At 71.3% G+C, this 16,667-nt stretch carries 16 protein-coding genes; 2 read left to right on the top strand and 14 right to left on the bottom strand.

What is annotated here, in order from left to right:
• Window positions 1–33: 33 nt before the first annotated feature.
• The 4 genes from ACZ6I3_RS33400 to aroH all read right to left on the bottom strand — a co-directional run bounded on the left by ACZ6I3_RS33400 (window position 34) and on the right by aroH (window position 2,919).
• Window positions 34–681: a lysophospholipid acyltransferase family protein gene (locus ACZ6I3_RS33400; protein ID WP_469419770.1), complete on the bottom strand. Its 648-nt coding sequence runs from the start codon at window positions 679–681 to the stop codon at window positions 34–36.
• On the bottom strand, window positions 678–1,358 hold the full coding sequence (gene cmk, locus ACZ6I3_RS33395; RefSeq protein WP_469419768.1) for a (d)CMP kinase: 681 nt from the start codon (window positions 1,356–1,358) through the stop codon (window positions 678–680). The genes ACZ6I3_RS33400 and cmk overlap by 4 nt, the downstream gene beginning before the upstream one ends.
• Before the next feature lie 116 nt (window positions 1,359–1,474).
• Complete coding sequence (locus tag ACZ6I3_RS33390) at window positions 1,475–2,560, bottom strand: prephenate dehydrogenase (protein WP_469419766.1); 1,086 nt, start codon at window positions 2,558–2,560, stop codon at window positions 1,475–1,477.
• Entirely contained in the window at window positions 2,557–2,919 is a 363-nt protein-coding gene (gene aroH / locus ACZ6I3_RS33385; RefSeq protein ID WP_469419764.1) for a chorismate mutase, read from the bottom strand. Before aroH ends, ACZ6I3_RS33390 begins: the two co-directional genes overlap by 4 nt.
• Window positions 2,920–3,099: 180 nt before the next feature.
• Between aroH and ACZ6I3_RS33380 the strand changes: the two genes are divergently transcribed.
• Entirely contained in the window at window positions 3,100–3,540 is a 441-nt protein-coding gene (locus ACZ6I3_RS33380) for a Rieske (2Fe-2S) protein (protein WP_469419762.1), read from the top strand.
• A gap of 22 nt (window positions 3,541–3,562) precedes the next feature.
• Window positions 3,563–4,261, top strand: a complete 699-nt coding sequence (locus ACZ6I3_RS33375) for a nucleotidyltransferase domain-containing protein (RefSeq protein WP_469419760.1) — start codon at window positions 3,563–3,565, stop codon at window positions 4,259–4,261.
• Window positions 4,262–4,264: 3 nt separating this feature from the next.
• On the opposite strand, the gene ACZ6I3_RS33370 is transcribed toward ACZ6I3_RS33375, so the two are convergent.
• From ACZ6I3_RS33370 to ACZ6I3_RS33325, 10 genes are all read right to left on the bottom strand, one after another.
• Entirely contained in the window at window positions 4,265–5,284 is a 1,020-nt protein-coding gene (locus ACZ6I3_RS33370; RefSeq protein WP_469419759.1) for an ADP-ribosylglycohydrolase family protein, read from the bottom strand.
• A gap of 71 nt (window positions 5,285–5,355) precedes the next feature.
• Window positions 5,356–6,504 carry a pseudouridine synthase gene (locus ACZ6I3_RS33365; RefSeq protein WP_469419757.1) on the bottom strand — a complete coding sequence of 383 codons (1,149 nt, stop codon included), beginning with the start codon at window positions 6,502–6,504 and terminating at the stop codon, window positions 5,356–5,358.
• On the bottom strand, window positions 6,504–7,157 hold the full coding sequence (gene scpB / locus ACZ6I3_RS33360; protein WP_469419755.1) for an SMC-Scp complex subunit ScpB: 654 nt from the start codon (window positions 7,155–7,157) through the stop codon (window positions 6,504–6,506). The genes ACZ6I3_RS33365 and scpB overlap by 1 nt, the downstream gene beginning before the upstream one ends.
• Window positions 7,154–8,287 (bottom strand): segregation and condensation protein A, encoded by a 1,134-nt coding sequence (locus ACZ6I3_RS33355; RefSeq protein WP_469419754.1) that lies wholly within the window; start codon window positions 8,285–8,287, stop codon window positions 7,154–7,156. Before ACZ6I3_RS33355 ends, scpB begins: the two co-directional genes overlap by 4 nt.
• A gap of 18 nt (window positions 8,288–8,305) precedes the next feature.
• Window positions 8,306–8,890, bottom strand: coding sequence for a hypothetical protein (locus tag ACZ6I3_RS33350; protein WP_469419752.1), 585 nt, complete (start codon window positions 8,888–8,890; stop codon window positions 8,306–8,308).
• Entirely contained in the window at window positions 8,875–10,002 is a 1,128-nt protein-coding gene (locus ACZ6I3_RS33345; protein ID WP_399021256.1) for a ParA family protein, read from the bottom strand. Before ACZ6I3_RS33345 ends, ACZ6I3_RS33350 begins: the two co-directional genes overlap by 16 nt.
• Before the next feature lie 421 nt (window positions 10,003–10,423).
• A complete protein-coding gene (gene ald / locus ACZ6I3_RS33340) occupies window positions 10,424–11,548 on the bottom strand; it encodes an alanine dehydrogenase (protein WP_469419750.1) in 1,125 nt (374 codons plus the stop codon).
• Window positions 11,549–11,684: 136 nt separating this feature from the next.
• Window positions 11,685–13,748 carry a tetratricopeptide repeat protein gene (locus tag ACZ6I3_RS33335; RefSeq protein WP_469419749.1) on the bottom strand — a complete coding sequence of 688 codons (2,064 nt, stop codon included), beginning with the start codon at window positions 13,746–13,748 and terminating at the stop codon, window positions 11,685–11,687.
• Window positions 13,749–13,976: 228 nt separating this feature from the next.
• Entirely contained in the window at window positions 13,977–14,603 is a 627-nt protein-coding gene (locus ACZ6I3_RS33330) for an NUDIX domain-containing protein (RefSeq protein WP_469419747.1), read from the bottom strand.
• A gap of 96 nt (window positions 14,604–14,699) precedes the next feature.
• Window positions 14,700–16,358 carry a CTP synthase gene (locus ACZ6I3_RS33325; protein ID WP_469419914.1) on the bottom strand — a complete coding sequence of 553 codons (1,659 nt, stop codon included), beginning with the start codon at window positions 16,356–16,358 and terminating at the stop codon, window positions 14,700–14,702.
• Between the last annotated feature and the right edge of the window lie 309 nt (window positions 16,359–16,667).

Below are 16,667 nucleotides of genomic sequence, written 5' to 3'. Positions count from 1 at the left end.
TGTCTTCCGGGCTGATCCACTACTCAGTGTTGCCTAGCGCCTGGTGAGGCGCCTGGCGTTTTCCAGGTGGGCGGCGAGCTGCTTCTGGATGCGGCCGGTGGCCTCGTCCAGCGCCGTGCGCGTACGGCGCCCGCTGCCGTCGCCCGCGTCGAAGGGCTCGCCGAAGACGACGTCGACGCGCGAGCGCAGCGGAGGCAGCCCCTTTATCAACCGTCCGCGCCTGTCGGTGCTTCCCAGCACGGCGACCGGCACGATCGGCGCGCCGCCGCGCACCGCGAAGTACGCGAGCCCGGCGCGCAGCGAGGCGAAGTCGCCCTCGCCCCTGGTGCCCTCGGGGAAGATGCCGAGCACGCCGCCGTTCTCCAGCACGCCGAGCGCCCGGGTGATCGCCGTGCGGTCGGTGGTGTCGCGGTCCACCTTCAGCTGGCCGATGCCGGTCAGGAACGGGTCGAGCGGGCCGACGAACGCCTCCTTCTTGATCAGGAAGTGCGTCGGCCGGGGCGCCACGCCCATGACCATCGGGCCGTCGATGTTGTGGGAGTGGTTGACGGCGAGGATCACCGGGCCGGTCACCGGCACCCGCCAGGCGCCGAGCACGCGCGGCTTCCACAGCCCGTACATCAGGCCGACGCCGATGCGCCGCCCGACGTCGGCGCTCCGCGCGGAAGGCAGCTCGGTCACTTCCCTGCCCGCTTCTCCTCGACGAGGGTGACGACACACTCGATGACCTGGGCCAGTGTGAGCTCGGTGGTGTCCACCTCGACCGCGTCGCCGGCCTTGGCGAGCGGCGAGGTCTTGCGGCTGGAGTCGGCCGCGTCCCGCTTGATCAGGGCCTCGCGGGTGGAGTGGACGTCGGAGCCCTTCAGCTCGCCGCTGCGGCGGGCGGCACGCGCCTCCGGGGAGGCGGTGAGGAAGATCTTCAGGTCGGCGTCGGGCAGCACGGTCGTGCCGATGTCACGGCCCTCGACCACGATGCCGTCCTGCGCGGAGGCCGCGATCGTGCGCTGCAGATCGGTGATCCGGGCCCGCACCTCGGACACCGCGCTGACCGCGCTGACCTTGGAGGTGACCTCCTGGGTGCGGATCGGGCCGGCCACGTCGACGCCGTCGACGGTGATGGTCGGGCCCTGCGGGTCGGTGCCCGAGACGATCTCCGGCTTGCCGGCCGCGGCGGCGATGTCGGCGGGGTCGTCGATGTCGATGCCGTTGCTCACCATCCACCAGGTGATCGCCCGGTACTGGGCACCGGTGTCCAGGTAGCTCAGCCCGAGCTGCGCCGCCACGGCCTTCGAGGTGCTCGACTTGCCCGTGCCGGAGGGGCCGTCGATGGCGACAATCACGGACGTGGGGCTTTCCACAGTGGAGACCTTCCTGAACCGGGCTGGCGGGGGTGAGGGCGCGACTGCCCCGCACAAGGTTACTGGGTGCGGGTCACTCGTCCGGCCGCGCGTCGGCCAGCCACGTCCAGGATGCCCTACTGCCGGATCGCCCAGCCCCGCTCGCGCAGCGCGGCGCTCAGCACGGGTGCCGCCTTCGGTTCGACCATCAGCTGCACCAGACCGGCCTGCTGCCCGGTCGCGTGCTCGATCCGTACGTCCTCGATGTTGACGCCGGCCATGCCCGCGTCCGCGAAGATCCGGGCCAGCTGTCCCGGCTGGTCGTCGATGAGCACCGCCACGACCTCGTAGACCCGGGGGGCGGAGCCGTGCTTGCCGGGGACGCGGATCTGTCCCGCGTTGCCGCGCCGCAGGACGTCCTCGATGCCGGTACCGCCCTCGCGGCGCTTGTGGTCGTCGGTGGACTGCAGGGCGCGCAGGGCCCGCACGGTCTCCTCCAGGTCGCCGGCGACGTCCGTGAGCAGGTCGGCGACAGGCCCGGGGTTGGCGGAGAGGATGTCGATCCACATCCGGGGGTCGGAGGCGGCGATGCGTGTCACATCCCGGATGCCCTGCCCGCACAGCCGTACGGCCGCCTCCTCGGCGTTCTCCAGACGCGCGGCGACCAGGCTGGAGACCAGGTGGGGCATGTGGGAGACGAGCGCGACGGCACGGTCGTGGGCGTCGGCGTCCATCACCACCGGCACGGCACGGCAGTGCGAGACCAGTTCGAGGGCGAGGTTCAGCACCTCGGTGTCGGTGTCCCGGGTCGGGGTCAGCACCCAGGGCCGGCCCTCGAAGAGATCCCCGGTCGCGGCCAGCGGGCCGGACTTCTCCCGGCCCGACATGGGGTGCGTGCCGATGTAGGCGGACAGGTCGAGGCCGCGCGCCTCCAGCTCGCGGCGCGGCCCGCCCTTGACGCTGGCGACGTCCAGGTAGCCGCGCGCCGCACCGCGGATCATGGCGTCGGCGAGCACGTCCGCCACGTGGGCGGGCGGGGCGGCGACGATCGCGAGGTCGACGGGCCCGTCCGGCGCCTCGTCGGTGCCTGCGCCGAGCGCGGCCGCCGTGCGGGCCTGCTCCGGATTCGGGTCGGCGAGGTGCACGGTGACGCCCCGCTGGGACAGGGCCAGGCCGGCGGACGTACCGATGAGGCCGGTGCCGATGACGAGTGCGGTTCTCACTGGGCGATGTCCTTGCGCAGGGCGGCCGCGGCGCCGAGGTAGACGTGGGCGATACCGGCCCGGGGCCGGTCGGACTCGATGTGCGCGAGAACCCGGACGACCCGGGGCATGGCGCCCTCGATGTCGAGCTCCTGGGCGCAGATCAGCGGTACGTCGACGATGCCGAGCTTGCGGGCCGCGGCCGCCGGGAAATCGCTGTGCAGGTCGGGCGTGGCCGTGAACCAGATGCTGATCAGGTCGTCGGCCTCGAGTTCGTTGCGCTCCAGGATGGCCGCGAGCAGGGCTCCGACCTGCTCGTCCATGTGCCCGGCCTCGTCCCGCTCGAGTTGGACGGCCCCCCGGACCGCTCGTACCGCCACGGCGCTGCTCCTTGCTGACGTTCGTGTCGCTCTACGTCCGTCCAGCCTAGTCAGCCCGCGCGAACGGGATGCGCGGCGCCCGCCCGATGAGACACCGGAATTACTATTCCTTGGGTATTTTCAGTGCCAAGATTCAGAAAAGTCCATTTTCTTCCGTTTTGGCACTTTCGGAGTGACGACATGACGTACGACACCACGCGCCGGACGGTTCTCCTCGCGACGGGCGCGACAGGCGCGGTGGCGCTGGTCGCGGCCTGCGGCGGAGGTGGCGGCGACGACGGCTCCACGTCGACGGTCTCCCCCACCGGCAAGGAGACGACGGGCGCCCCCGCCGGTCAGGAGCTGGCCTCCACCGACGAGATCCCGGTCGGCGGCGGCAAGATCTTCAAGAACGAGGAGGTCGTGGTGACCCAGCCGGAGCAGGGCCGGTTCAAGGCGTTCTCGGCCATCTGCACCCACCAGCGCTGCCTGGTGACGACGGTCTCCGACGGCACGATCAACTGCCCCTGCCACGGCAGCAAGTTCCGCATCACCGACGGCGGGGTGGCCCACGGCCCGGCGACCCGCGCCCTGCCCGCCGAGCAGATCACGGTGGAGGGAAACTCGGTCCGCCTCACGTGAGAGTCCGCGTACTCTCCCGGGCATGCGGCCCGATCACCTGATACGCGACCACACCATCTACACCTGCGTGATGGGCTCCCGCGCCTTCGGTCTGGCGACGGACGGCAGCGACACCGACCGTCGTGGCGTGTTCCTGGCCCCCACGCCTCTGTTCTGGCGCCTCGACAAGCCCCCGACACACGTCGAGGGCCCTGCCGAGGAGCAGTTCAGCTGGGAGCTGGAGCGCTTCTGCGAGCTGGCCCTGCGCGCCAATCCGAACATCCTGGAGTGCCTGCACTCCCCGCTCGTGGAGTACGCCGACGACACCGGCCGCGAGCTTCTGGCCCTGCGGGAGGCGTTCCTCTCCCGACGGGTCCACGAGACGTTCACGCGGTACGCGTACGGCCAGCGCCGCAAGCTGGAGGCCGATGTCCGCACCCACGGCGCCCCGCGCTGGAAGCACGCGATGCATATGCTGCGCCTGCTCACCAGCGCCCGCGACATGCTGCGCACCGGCACGCTCACGGTCGATGTCGGCGACCGGCGTGAGCCGCTGCTCGCGGTGAAGCGCGGCGAGGTGCCCTGGTCCGACGTCGAGTCCAGGATGACCCGCCTGGCGGCGGAGGCCGCCGAGGCCGCCACACGCAGCCCGCTCCCGGCCGAACCGGACCGGGAGCGCGTGCAGGACTTCCTCGTCCGCGCCCGCAGCACCTCGGCCCTGCGGGCGGACCCGGGCCGCTAGGACTCACGCGTCCCAGAGCGCCCCGAGCGTCAGCAGGTCGCTGCGGTACTCGATACGGTCGGCCCACTCGGCCGGCCAGACCTCGGCCCCCAGGTACGCGCCGGCGAAGGCGCCCGCCAGGCAGGCGATCGAGTCCGAGTCCCCGGCGGTGCAGGCGGCGCGGCGCAGTGCCGTCACCGGCTCGTCGGGGAAGAGCAGGAAGCACAGCAGCCCGGTCGCCAGGGCCTCCTCGGCGATCCAGCCCTCGCCGGTGGCCAGGCACGGGTCGTCCTCGGGCGAGACGGTGCGCACGGCGTGCCGGAGGCGGTCGAGGACGGCCAGACACTCGTCCCAGCCGAGCGCGATGAACCGTTCGGGCGTCGGAGCCTTGGCCCGGCTCCACAGGTCGCCGAGCCAGCGCTCGTGGTAGTGGCTGCGGTTCTCCAGCGCGTACGTGTGCAGCAGCGCGACCAGGTCGGCGGGCTCGGCGCCCTGCGCGAGCAGTCGTACGGCGTGCGCGGTGAGGTCGGACGCGGCGAGCGCGGTGGGGTGCCCGTGGGTGAGGGCGGACTGCAACTGGGCGGCGCCCGCGCGCTGTTCGTCGCTCAGTCCCTGGATCACGCCCAGGGGCGCGACGCGCATGTTGGCGCCGCAGCCCTTGGACTGGATCTGGCTGGCCTCCTGCCAGGGGCGGGCCTCGTCCTTCAGCAGCGAGCAGGCCTTCAGGCAGGTGCGCCCCGGAGCCCGGTTGTTCTGCGGCGACTGATACCAGTCCACGAACTCCTCGCGCAGGGGGCGGGCCAGTCGCGTCGGCGTGAGCAGCCCCCGGTCCATCGCCGTGCGCACCGCCCGGCCCAGCGCCAGCGTCATCTGCGTGTCGTCGGAGACACGGGCGCGCTTGGGCAGCGGAAGCTCCCGCCACGACCCGTGCTTGGCGATGATCGTCGGCACGTCGTCGAACTCGGTCGGGTACCCCAACGCGTCCCCGAGCGCGAGGCCGATCAGCGCCCCCGTGGCGGCTTGCTTGTGGACCAGCGTGGCCATGCCGGAAGTCCTTCCGTTCCCCGCTCCCTGAGGAGCGGGGAGCTCACAGCATGCGGAGTGTCACCGCAAGCCTAGAGATCGACTTCCTGCATCAGCATGCCGACCTCCGTGTTGGACAACCGCCGCAGCCAGCCCGACTTCTGGTCGCCCAGGGTGATCGGCCCGAAGGCGACCCGCACCAGCTTGTCGACCGGGAAACCGGCCTCCGCGAGCATCCGGCGCACGATGTGCTTGCGGCCCTCGTGGAGGGTGACCTCGACGAGGTAGTTCTTGCCGGTCTGCTGGACGACCCGGAAGTGGTCCGCGCGCGCGTAGCCGTCCTCCAGCTGGATGCCGTCCTTGAGCTGCTTGCCCAGGTCGCGCGGGATCGGGCCCACGATGTGCGCGAGATAGACCTTCTTCACGCCGTACTTGGGGTGGGTCAGCCGGTGCGCCAGCTCGCCGTGGTTGGTGAGCAGGATGACGCCCTCGGTCTCGGTGTCGAGCCGCCCGACATGGAACAGCCGCGTCTCGCGGTTGGTCACGTAGTCGCCGAGGCACTGCCGGCCCTCGTTGTCCTCCATCGTGGAGACGACGCCGGCGGGCTTGTTCAGCGAGAAGAACTGGTACGACTGCGTCGCGACCGTCAGCCCGTCGACCTTGACCTCGTCCTTCTCCGGGTCGACGCGCATGCCCTGCTCCAGGACGATCTCGCCGTTGACCTCGACCCGCGCCTGCTCGATGAGCTCCTCGCAGGCCCGCCGGGAGCCGTAGCCCGCGCGCGCGAGGATCTTCTGCAGCCGCTCGCCCTCCTGCTCGGCGCCGGGGAAGGTCTTGGGCAGCTTGACGTCCTTCTTGCCCGCGTACCGCTCCCGGTTGCGCTCCTCGGCCCGCGCGTCGTACTCGCGGGAGGTCGCCGGGGCCCCCCGGCCTCGCCCGGTGCTGCCCTGGCCCTGCTTGGGCCCGCCCTTGGCGCCACCGCGCGCGGACGCGCCGCGCCCCGACTTCGGCCCCTCCGGGGAGGCGCCGGGGCCCACGTCGTAGCGCCGCTCCTCCGGGCGCGGCTTCTTCGGCCGGCCGCCCTGCTTGTCGTCGCGGTCGTTGCCGGCACCGCGGTAGTTGCCGCGGCCTCCGCCGCCGCTCCCGCCTCGGCCACCGCCACTACCGCCGCGGCCGCCGCTGTTGCCACCACGGCTCCCGCCGTTGTTTCCGCTGCTGTTCCTGCCGCTGCTGCTTCGCATCAAAGTTCCGTCTTGTCGTCTGCGTCCTCGGAATCCGGGGCGTCCGGATCGAACGACGGTACCCCTTCCATCGTCTCGGCCTCGATCGCCTCCGCCTCCGGGAGGAAGGGCGCGAGCTCCGGGAGCTCGTCCAGACCGCGCAGGCCCATCCGCTCCAGGAAGTAGTTCGTCGTCGTGTACAGGATCGCACCTGTTTCGGGTTCCGTGCCCGCCTCCTCGACCAGACCCCGTTGCAGGAGGGTCCGCATGACGCCGTCGCAGTTGACTCCACGCACGGCCGAGACCCGGCTGCGGCTGACCGGCTGCCGGTACGCGACGACGGCCAGGGTCTCCAGGGCGGCCTGGGTGAGGCGGGCCTGCTGGCCGTCCAGCACGAAGCGCTCGACGGCGGGCGCGTACTCGGCGCGGGTGTAGAAACGCCAGCCGTTCGCGACGAACCGCAGTTCGAAGCCGCGCCCCTGCGTGGTGTACTCGTCGGCCAGCGCGCGCAGCGCGTCCGTGATCTGGCGGCGCGGCCGGTCGAGGATCTTCGCGAGGTACTCCTCGGTCGCCGGCTCGTCCACGACCATCAGGACGGCCTCCAGAGCGGGCTTGAGGTCGAGGTCGGCGACGGTACGCGGCCCGGCCGGGATCTCGCTGGTTTCTTCGCTCACGCCGGTTTCTCCTCCTTCGGCGGCTCGGGCGGCCGGTCGAACTCGTCGGTGACGGTCGGTGTCTCGTCCCCGTCCCCGCCGGTCCACCGCACGAGCAGCTCGCCCAGCGCGGCCTCCTGCTCCAGTTCCACGGCCTTCTCGCGGTACAGCTCCAGCAGTGCGAGGAAGCGGGCCACGACGGTGAGGGTGTCGTCGGTGTCCTCGATGAGCGCCCGGAAGCTGACCTCGCCCAGCTCCCTGAGCCGGGCCACGACGATCTCGGCCTGCTCCTGCACGCTGACCAGCGGGGCGTGGATGTGGTCGACGTACACCTGCGGCCTGGGCCTGGGTTGCATCGCCTTCACGGCGAGCTTGGCGAACCCTTCCGCCCCGATGCTGATGACGACCTCGGGCAGCAGCTCGGCGTGCTGCGGTTCGAGCCCGACGGTACGCGGATAGCGCCGGGCCTCGTCGTCGAGCCGCTCGCTGAAGATGTCCGCGATCCGCTTGTACGCGCGGTACTGGAGCAGCCGGGCGAACAGCAGGTCCCGGGCTTCGAGCAGGGCCAGATCGCCCTCGTCCTCCACTTCGGCGGCGGGCAGCAGTCGTGCCGCCTTGAGATCGAGCAAGGTGGCCGCGACGACGAGGAACTCGGTCGTCTCGTCCAGATCCCAGTCCGGCCCCAGCGCCCGGATGTACGCCATGAACTCGTCGGTCACCTTCGACAGCGCGACCTCGGTGACGTCCAGCTTGTGCCGGGAGATCAACTGCAGCAGCAGATCGAAGGGGCCCTCGAAGTTGGCGAGCCGGACCTTGAAGACCCCGTCAGCGACATCGCCCGGGCTCTCGTCCCTTGCATCCGGCTCTACGGACGCCACCGGCTCAACCTCAACGGGCGCCGCCGGCTCTACAGCCTCCACCGGCCCGACGGGCTCCACCCGCTCGGCCACCGGCGCCAAGACCTCCACGGCTGTCGGCTCAGCCGGTGCCGCGGGCTCGGGCGGCGCGGCCCCGGGCCGAGCCATCTCCGGAAGCGACTCCGCCTCGACCGGCTCAGCTCCCGGCAGGGTCCCGGCGCCCGGCCCCCGCCCCAACGCGCGCCGACGGCCGTTCGGGCCGTCGGCGGGTGGAGGGGAAGCGTTCGAGGTCATAGCCCCCGCAGGCTACCGTTACCGCCCGCGCAGGCGTCGTACGAGGATGCTGGCGTCTCCGCGGGCCTCCAGGTCGGCGAGGACCACGGCGACCGCCTCGCGGACGATGCGGCCGCGGTCCACCGCGAGGCCGTGCTCGCCGCGGAGCACGAGACGGGCGTGCTCCAGATCCATGAGTTCCTCGGCGGACACGTACACGGTGATCTTCTCGTCGTGCCGCTCACGGCCGCTGGGGCGGCGCGCGGCCGCCCGTCCGCGCTTGCGTGGCGCCGCGTCCGTGGCAGCGGCGGCAGAACCTTCCTGCGCCGCCTGGCGCCGCCCGGAGCCGGAGCGCTCCGCGGCCGCGGAGCGGCTGCGGGACTCCCCGGCATCGGCCGACTCCGCGTCCGCCGCCACATGCTCGGCGCCCTCGCCGTCGCCGCCCTGTGCGGGCACCGACTGCGGCGCGTCCTCCGCGCCCGCCGCCGCGTCGCCCTCACCCGCCGGAGCGGGCACCCGGGCGTCGCCGTTGACCTGGCGCCTGGGCGAGGACGACTGCAGCCCCATCCCCCCTGTCGTACGGAAGAGTTCGTCGGCCCCCGGCAGACTCACTCGGCGTGACACCGGGCGAGCACCTCCCTGGCGAGCTGGCGATAGGCGGCGGCACCGACGGAGTTGGAGGCGTACGTGGTGATCGGCTCACCGGCGACCGTGGTCTCCGGGAAGCGGACCGTGCGCCCGATGACCGTGTGGTAGACGTGGTCGTCGAACGCCTCGACGACACGCGCGAGCACCTCACGGCTGTGCACGGTGCGCGAGTCGTACATCGTGGCGAGGATTCCGTCGAGCTCCAGCTCCGGGTTGAGCCGTTCCTGGACCTTCTCGATGGTCTCCGTCAGCAACGCCACACCGCGCAGCGCGAAGAACTCGCACTCCAGCGGCACTATCACCTTGTGCGCGGCCGTCAGGGCGTTGACCGTGAGCAGGCCGAGCGAGGGCTGGCAGTCGATGACGATGAAGTCGTAGTCGGGCAGCAGCGGCTTCAGGGCGCGCTGCAGTGTCGACTCGCGGGCGACCTCGGAGACGAGCTGGACCTCGGCCGCCGACAGGTCGATGTTGCTGGGCAGCAGGTCCATGTTGGGGACCGCCGTCTTCAGCAGCACCTCGTCGGCCGCCATGCCCCGCTCCATGAGCAGGTTGTAGACGGTGAGGTCGAGTTCCATCGGGTTGACGCCGAGACCGACCGACAGCGCGCCCTGCGGGTCGAAGTCCACGAGCAGGACCCGGCGTCCGTACTCCGCGAGCGCGGCACCCAGGTTGATGGTCGACGTCGTCTTGCCGACGCCGCCCTTCTGGTTGCACATCGCGATGATCTTCGCGGGTCCGTGGTCGCCCAGCGGGCCCGGGATCGGGAAGTACGGCAGCGGACGCCCGGTCGGACCGATGCGCTCCCGGCGCTGTCTGGCCGCGTCGGGAGCGAGAGTGGCCGCGTACTCGGGGTCGGGCTCGTACTCCGCGTCGGGGTCGTAGAAGTGCCCCTCGGGCAGGTCGTCGTAGTCGGCGAGTTGGTTGTGGGGCGCGCCACTTCCGCCGCCGGCCATGGCGTTCACGTGATGGCCATCCATCTTCTGGTGTGCTGTGTGAGTCGCCTGCTGACTCTGGTGGGCTGCGAAGGTGCGCACAGCGACGGAGCCGACAGCCGCGAATCCCGCGGGCTCCTGGTCCCGTGCAGGCATTCCTGGTTGGCCACCCCCGGGAGTAAATGTCGACTCATTCACAAGTCGTCTTACCTCCTTGGTGACCAGGAAACTTCTAGACAGGTCAGCGTGGCACCATGCCGACAGCTGGCGACTCTATGGCGTGTCGGGCGTCCGCAGCAACACAATCCGCCGGACCCGGCCCGATGTGTCGGCAATGAAACATCCCGCTGTCAAGGGCGTACGGCCGTCGCACGGCAGGTTTCACCGGTGTGCGAATCGGTTGAAGGGTTACGTTCGAGGCGAGTTGCTCGAGAAGCGCGAAGTGACCATACACACATCCGGCCGGACCTTGTCGGGCAAGGTCCGGCCGGGTGCGCGGCGTTGACGGCCTGTGTTGACGTATCGCCTTTACGGGTTGATGACTTAGCCGACTTACCGGCCGCCGTGGCCGTCGGACTCAGACGAGCAGCGAGGCCAGCTCCACGTGCTCGACACCGTGGGCCTCGGCGACCTCGCGGTAAACGACCTTGCCGTCATGCGTGTTGAGGCCCCGGGCCAGCGCCGGGTCGCGGCGCAGCGCCTGCGCCCAGCCGTGGTTCGCGAGCTCCACGATGTACGGCAGCGTGGCGTTGGTCAGCGCGTAGGTGGAGGTGTTGGGCACCGCGCCGGGCATGTTGGCGACGCAGTAGAAGACCGACTCGTGGACCGGGAAGGTCGGCTCGGCGTGGGTGGTCGGGCGGGAGTCCTCGAAGCAGCCGCCCTGGTCGATCGCGATGTCGACAAGGACACTTCCAGGCTTCATCCGCGACACGAGCTCGTTGGTGACCAGCTTCGGGGCCTTGGCGCCGGGGATCAGCACCGCGCCGATGACGAGGTCGGCCTCCAGGCAGGCCTTCTCCAGCTCGAAGGTGTTGGAGACGACGGTCTGGATCTTCGTGCCGAAGACCTTGTCCGCCTCGCGGAGCTTGTTGACGTCCTTGTCGAGCAGGGTCACGTGGAAGCCCATGCCGATGGCGATCTGGGCGGCCTGCCAGCCCGAGACACCGCCGCCGATGACGACGGCACGGCCGGCCAGGACGCCGGGGACACCGCCGGGCAGCACGCCGCGGCCGCCGTTGGCGCGCATCAGGTGGTAGGCGCCGACCTGCGGGGCCAGCCGGCCCGCGACCTCGGACATCGGGGCGAGCAGCGGGAGCGCGCGGCTGGGCAGCTCGACCGTCTCGTAGGCGATCGCCGTGGTGCCGGACTGCAGGAGGGCGTCCGTGCACTCCTTGGAGGCGGCGAGGTGCAGGTAGGTGAAGAGCGTCTGGTCCTTGCGGAGGCGGTGGTACTCCTCGGCGATGGGCTCCTTGACCTTCAGCAGCAGGTCCGCGGTGGCCCACACCTCGTCGGCGGTGTCCAGGATCCGGGCACCGGCGGTGACGTACTCGGCGTCCAGGATCGAGGAGCCGGCGCCGGCGCCGCGCTCGATGACGACCTGGTGGCCGTGGCGCACCAGCTCGTGCACGCCTGCGGGGGTGATGGCCACCCGGAACTCGTTGTTCTTGACCTCGCGGGGGATGCCGACCTTCACGTCGATCACGGTCCTTGGCTCAGAGGGTATGGGGGCATTACTAGGCATACCCGGCCGCGCTCGGGCACACCGGGAGAGACCGCAGGAGAACGTGCGGCAGAGCCAGTCTAATGAAGGTGTTCCCGCTGTCTAGCCTTTCATTGCATCAATCTTCAGCGGATGCGGTACGGATTTCGCAGGCGTCAGCGTCATCTGCCTGGTTTACCTCTCCGAGAAGCCGCTCGGCGGCGCCCCGGTGCAGCCCGGCCGACGCGGGGTCGCCCAGGTGTTCGAGGGTGTCGGCGACCCGCAGGTGCAGCGCGGCCTGCAACCGCGTGTCCTCGGCCCGCCGCGCCCATTCCACGGCCTCCCGGCAGGTGCGCAGCGACTCGTCGGGGCGGCCCGCGTACTCCTGGACCCGCGCCAGTTCGCTCAGGGCCCGGGCCTGGGCGGCCACGTCGCCGAGCTTGCGGTGCCCGGCGATCGCCGCGCGCCAGTTCCGCAGGGCCTCGCCGTAGCGGCCCGCGAAGGTGTGGGCGGCGGCGATCCGCCCGTACAGCCGGGCGGCGTCGGCCCGCTCGTCCCGGGCGAGCCGCTCGACCAGGGCCCGGCCGAACCAGTCGGCGGCCCGGTCGTAGTCACCGAGCTCCAGGTGCGCGCCGCCTACGGATTCCATCGCGCGTCCGGCCGTGTACGGGTCGTCGATCTCGCGTCCGGCGTCCAGCGCGGCCCGGTAGCGCACCAGCGCGTCGGCCGTACGGCCGGTCCGGGCGTCGAGATCTCCGAGGTTGAGCAGGGCGGCGGCCCGCTCGCGGGGCAGGTCGCGGCGCTCGGCCACGTCGAGGACCAGGCTGTGGAGCTCGTAGAGGTCGGGCGCGGCCGCCTGGGTCCCGACGTGCGCCACCATCGCCCGCACCAGCTGGGACATCAGCCGCCGGGCCAGGGTGTCCAGCTCCCCGTCGCCGACCGCGAGCCGGGCCGAGGCCAGCAGGGCGGGCCGGGTCAGGCGCAGCCAGTCGGCGGCCGCCCTGGGAGTGGGAAAGCGCAGGGCGCGCGGCATGTCGAGGAGCTTCTGGCGTGCCTGGGGGCTGTCGGTCTCGGTGATGGCACGGCAGACCTGCAGCAGCCGCACGGTCCGCTCCAGCATCCGGGCACGGGCCACCTGGAGGTCGGCCGGACGCTCGTGGTGCCGGGCGAGGACGCGGAGCAGCGGGTGGAGGCAGCCGGGGACCTCGTACTGCGGCAGCGGCGAGTCCACCGCGTGCAGGAAGCCGAGGGCGACGAAGTCGTCCAGCGTGGTGTGGGCGCTGTCCACCGAGCAGCCGACGAGCGCGGAGGCGGTCTGCGGGTCGACCAGTCCGGCCGGGGCGAGGGCGAGCAGGCGCAGCATCCTCGCGGCGGAGGCGGGCAGGGCGTCGTAGGCGAGGCGGAAGACCCGGCTCAGGGCGGTCCCCTCGGCGGGGTCGGTCCGCAGTTGCTTGGCGAGGTCCAGGACGGCCGCCTTGGGGCGGGCCGCGAGCCAGCCGCCCGCCAGCATCAGCGCGGCGGGCTGCCCCTGGCACTCCTCGGCGAGTCCCTCGGCGGCCCGGGGGTCGACGGTGATGCGGACCGAGCCGGTGTGCCGGGACAGCAGCTCCACCCCGGACTTGGCGTCCAGGCCGCCCAGCGTGCAGGGGCGGACGTCCGGGATGCCGGTCAGCGGGCCCTCGGAGACCGCGACGACCAGGCAGTCCGGGGTGTCGGGCAGCAGCGCGTCGACCTGCTCGGCGTCGGCCGCGTCGTCCAGCAGGAGCAGGGCGCGGCGGTCGGCCAGGGCGCCGCGCAGCGAGTCGGTGAGGTCGTCGCCACAGGCCCCGGCCGGGGCCTCCCGGTCCAGGGCGGCGAGCAGGTCGCGGGCCGCGCGCTCGACGGGTACGGGGGTGCCGTCGGGGTCGGTCAGACGGGCGCGCAGCACCCCGTCCGGGTAACGGTCCGCGACCTGCTGTGCGAGTTCCTCGGCGAGTGCGGTGCGTCCCGAGCCGGGCCGGCCTGCGATGAGCAGCACACGCGCGCGTGGGGGTTTGCGGCCCGCGAGGGTGTCCAGGCCGGCGCGCTCGATGTCGGCGCGCAGTTCCTTCAACTCCCGTGTGCGGCCCAGGAACTGACTCTCGCCGGCAGCGTGTCCGGTCAGCCGCACGTCGCCTGTCTCCACGACCTGATCCGTCACGGGCCACACTCCCGTCCCACGCATGCAAGCCCGCCGGGAATCCGGTTCGGGCGTGCCTCAGAGCCTAGTTCACGCTCTGCAACGTCCCGGGTGGAGCACGGCGAGCGGGACGACCACTTCCCCCGATCGGATCAGCAGATCTTAGGACCGACAGCAGGAGGTCGCGCCCGACAGGGGCGCGGGGAACTGCGCGACCAGCCACGGCTGGGCCGCACCCTGCCGACGGCCTTCGCGGCACCCCCGGCGGAGCGCCTACGCCTCGAACGGCCGCGCCGGCCACGGTGCCTGGGCCGGGCGCAGTGCGTCCAGGCCGCTGCCCGCGCGGGCGGCGACCAGGGACAGGACGCCCACCACGAGGCAGTTGTTGTGGAGTTCGCCGGCGAGTACGCCCCTCACGAGGTCCTCGACCGGGATCCGGTCGAGTTCCATGTCGGCCTCTTCCTCCTCGACCGCGAAACGCTCGCCCTCGGCCTCGGACAGATCGCGGGCCAGGAAGATCCGTACGGCCTCGTCGCAGCCGCCGGGGGTGGTGTAGACGTCGGTCAGCACCCGCCAGTCCTCGGCCTTGACGTGCGCCTCCTCGTACAGCTCGCGCTGCGCGGCGTGCAGCGGGTTCTCGCCGGGGACGTCGAGCAGACCGGCCGGGATCTCCCACAGCTTGTGGCGCACGGGGTGGCGGTACTGGCGCAGGACCAGGACGCGGTCGGCCTCGTCGAGGGCGAGGACGGCCACGGAGCCGGGGTGGACCTGGTAGTCACGGCCGACCACGGTGCCGTCGGGCATGACCACGTCGTCGGTGCGGACGGAGGTCTTGTTGCCGACGAAGGGGGTGTCCGTCGCCCGGACCTCCCACTCCTCCGGGGTGTCCTTGATCGTCATGCCTGTCCTTCCACGTACCCGACCCGACCTGCTGAAAAGAAACCGGGGTGCACACCCTTTGAAGGGATGCACCCCGGCCACCGTACAACTGGTGTGTTACTTCGAAGTCTTCCGCTCGACCGAGGCCTTGACGAGCCCGGCGAACAGCGGATGCGGACGCGTCGGGCGCGAGCGCAGCTCCGGGTGTGCCTGGGTGGCGACCAGGTACGGATGGACGTCGCGCGGGTACTCGACGTATTCGACGAGCTTGCCGTCCGGGGAGGTGCCGGAGAACTGGATACCCGCCTTCTTCTCCAGCTCGGCCCGGTAGGAGTTGTTCACCTCGTACCGGTGCCGGTGCCGCTCCTCGACGTACTCCTTGCCGTCGTACACCTCGCGCACGATCGAGCCCTCGGCCAGCTTGGCCGGGTACATGCCCAGCCGCATGGTGCCGCCCATGTCACCGTCACCGGCGACGATGTCGAGCTGCTCGGCCATGGTGGAGATGACGGGGTGGCCGGTGGCCGGGTCGAACTCGGTGGAGTTGGCGTCCTGGATGTCGACCAGGTTGCGCGCGGCCTCGATCACGATGCACTGCAGGCCGAGACAGAGACCGAGCAGCGGGATCTTGTTCTCGCGGGCGTACTTGATCGCGCCGACCTTGCCGAGCACACCGCGGTCGCCGAAGCCGCCGGGGATGCAGACGCCGTCGACGTCGCCGAGCTGCTGGGCCGCGCCCGCCGGGGTCTTGCAGTCGTCGGAGGTGACCCACTTGATCTTCACGCGGGCCCGGTTGGCGAAGCCGCCGGCCCGCAGCGCCTCGGTGACCGACAGATAGGCGTCGGGCAGGTCGATGTACTTGCCGACCAGCGCGAGGGTGATCTCGTGGTCCGGCTTGTGGACGCGGTCGAGCAGGTCGTCCCAGGTGGTCCAGTCCACGTCCCGGAACGGCAGGTCCAGCTTGCGGACGACGTAGGCGTCCAGACCCTCGCCGTGCACGGTCTTCGGGATGTCGTAGATCGAGCGGGCGTCGGGGCAGGCGACGACGGCGGCCTCGTCGACGTCGCACATCAGCGAGATCTTCCGCTTGATCGCGGTGGGCACCTCGCGGTCGCAGCGCAGCACGATCGCGTCCGGCTGGATACCGATGTTGCGCAGAGCCGCAACCGAGTGCTGGGTGGGCTTCGTCTTCAACTCACCCGAGGGGCCGATGTAGGGCAGGAGCGAGATATGGACGACGAAGACGTTGTCACGGCCGACCTCGTGCCGGACCTGGCGGACGGTCTCCAGGAACGGCAGCGACTCGATGTCGCCGACCGTGCCGCCGACCTCGGTGATCACGACATCGACCTCGTCCGTCGCCATGCGGCGGATGCGGTGCTTGATCTCGTTGGTGATGTGCGGGATGACCTGCACGGTGTCACCCAGGTACTCGCCGCGCCGCTCCTTGGCGATCACGGTGTTGTACACCTGACCCGTGGTGACGTTGGCGGAACCGTCCAGGTCGCGGTCGAGGAAGCGCTCGTAGTGGCCGATGTCCAGGTCGGTCTCGGCGCCGTCGTTCGTGACGAACACCTCACCGTGCTGGAAGGGGTTCATCGTGCCCGGGTCCACGTTCAGGTACGGGTCGAGCTTCTGCATCACGACGCGCAGACCGCGGGCCTTGAGCAGCATGCCGAGGCTGGAGGCCGTCAGGCCCTTGCCGAGCGAGGAGGCGACACCCCCGGTGACGAAGATGTGCTTGGTCGTCGAATTACGAAAAGCAGCGGGCGGCATGGCCAAGAGGGGGCTCCCGTGGTCGCGATCTGGGGTTGCGGTGCGGCTGCCTGCCGGAGTGTTCTCCGGGGGTTGCCGTCGCTGCGGTTCGGGGGTTTGCTGTCCCTCCGGTCCACGGGCTACCAGCGTATCAGCGCCTCGGGGCGATGGCTTCCGGCCACGCTCCGCGCACACGCCGACACGGAGGCGATCGCCGTTACCGGTCTCTCACCCGCTGCTCACTCGTTCGGCGTACCTGGCTTGCCCGGAGCGGCACACAGATCATCTGCGTGCGTCGTATCCTGCTCGGACACTCGCTGCCGAGCCCGA

This window comes from Streptomyces sp. NPDC041940 (assembly GCF_055589465.1).
The sequence above is the reverse complement of the archived record's forward strand: the minus strand, read 5'-3'. Positions and strand labels throughout refer to the sequence as shown.

Excerpts from the sequence above, each read along its gene's own strand:
- ACZ6I3_RS33380 (WP_469419762.1), top strand. The coding sequence starts at position 3,100 with ATGACGTACGACACCACGCGCCGGACGGTTCTCCTCGCGACGGGCGCG.
- ACZ6I3_RS33375 (WP_469419760.1), top strand. The coding sequence starts at position 3,563 with ATGCGGCCCGATCACCTGATACGCGACCACACCATCTACACCTGCGTG.
- ACZ6I3_RS33370 (WP_469419759.1), bottom strand. The coding sequence starts at position 5,284 with ATGGCCACGCTGGTCCACAAGCAAGCCGCCACGGGGGCGCTGATCGGC.
- ACZ6I3_RS33365 (WP_469419757.1), bottom strand. The coding sequence starts at position 6,504 with ATGCGAAGCAGCAGCGGCAGGAACAGCAGCGGAAACAACGGCGGGAGC.
- ACZ6I3_RS33355 (WP_469419754.1), bottom strand. The coding sequence starts at position 8,287 with ATGACCTCGAACGCTTCCCCTCCACCCGCCGACGGCCCGAACGGCCGT.
- ACZ6I3_RS33345 (WP_399021256.1), bottom strand. The coding sequence starts at position 10,002 with ATGCCTGCACGGGACCAGGAGCCCGCGGGATTCGCGGCTGTCGGCTCC.
- ACZ6I3_RS33335 (WP_469419749.1), bottom strand. The coding sequence starts at position 13,748 with ATGCGTGGGACGGGAGTGTGGCCCGTGACGGATCAGGTCGTGGAGACA.
- ACZ6I3_RS33330 (WP_469419747.1), bottom strand. The coding sequence starts at position 14,603 with ATGACGATCAAGGACACCCCGGAGGAGTGGGAGGTCCGGGCGACGGAC.
- ACZ6I3_RS33325 (WP_469419914.1), bottom strand. The coding sequence starts at position 16,358 with ATGCCGCCCGCTGCTTTTCGTAATTCGACGACCAAGCACATCTTCGTC.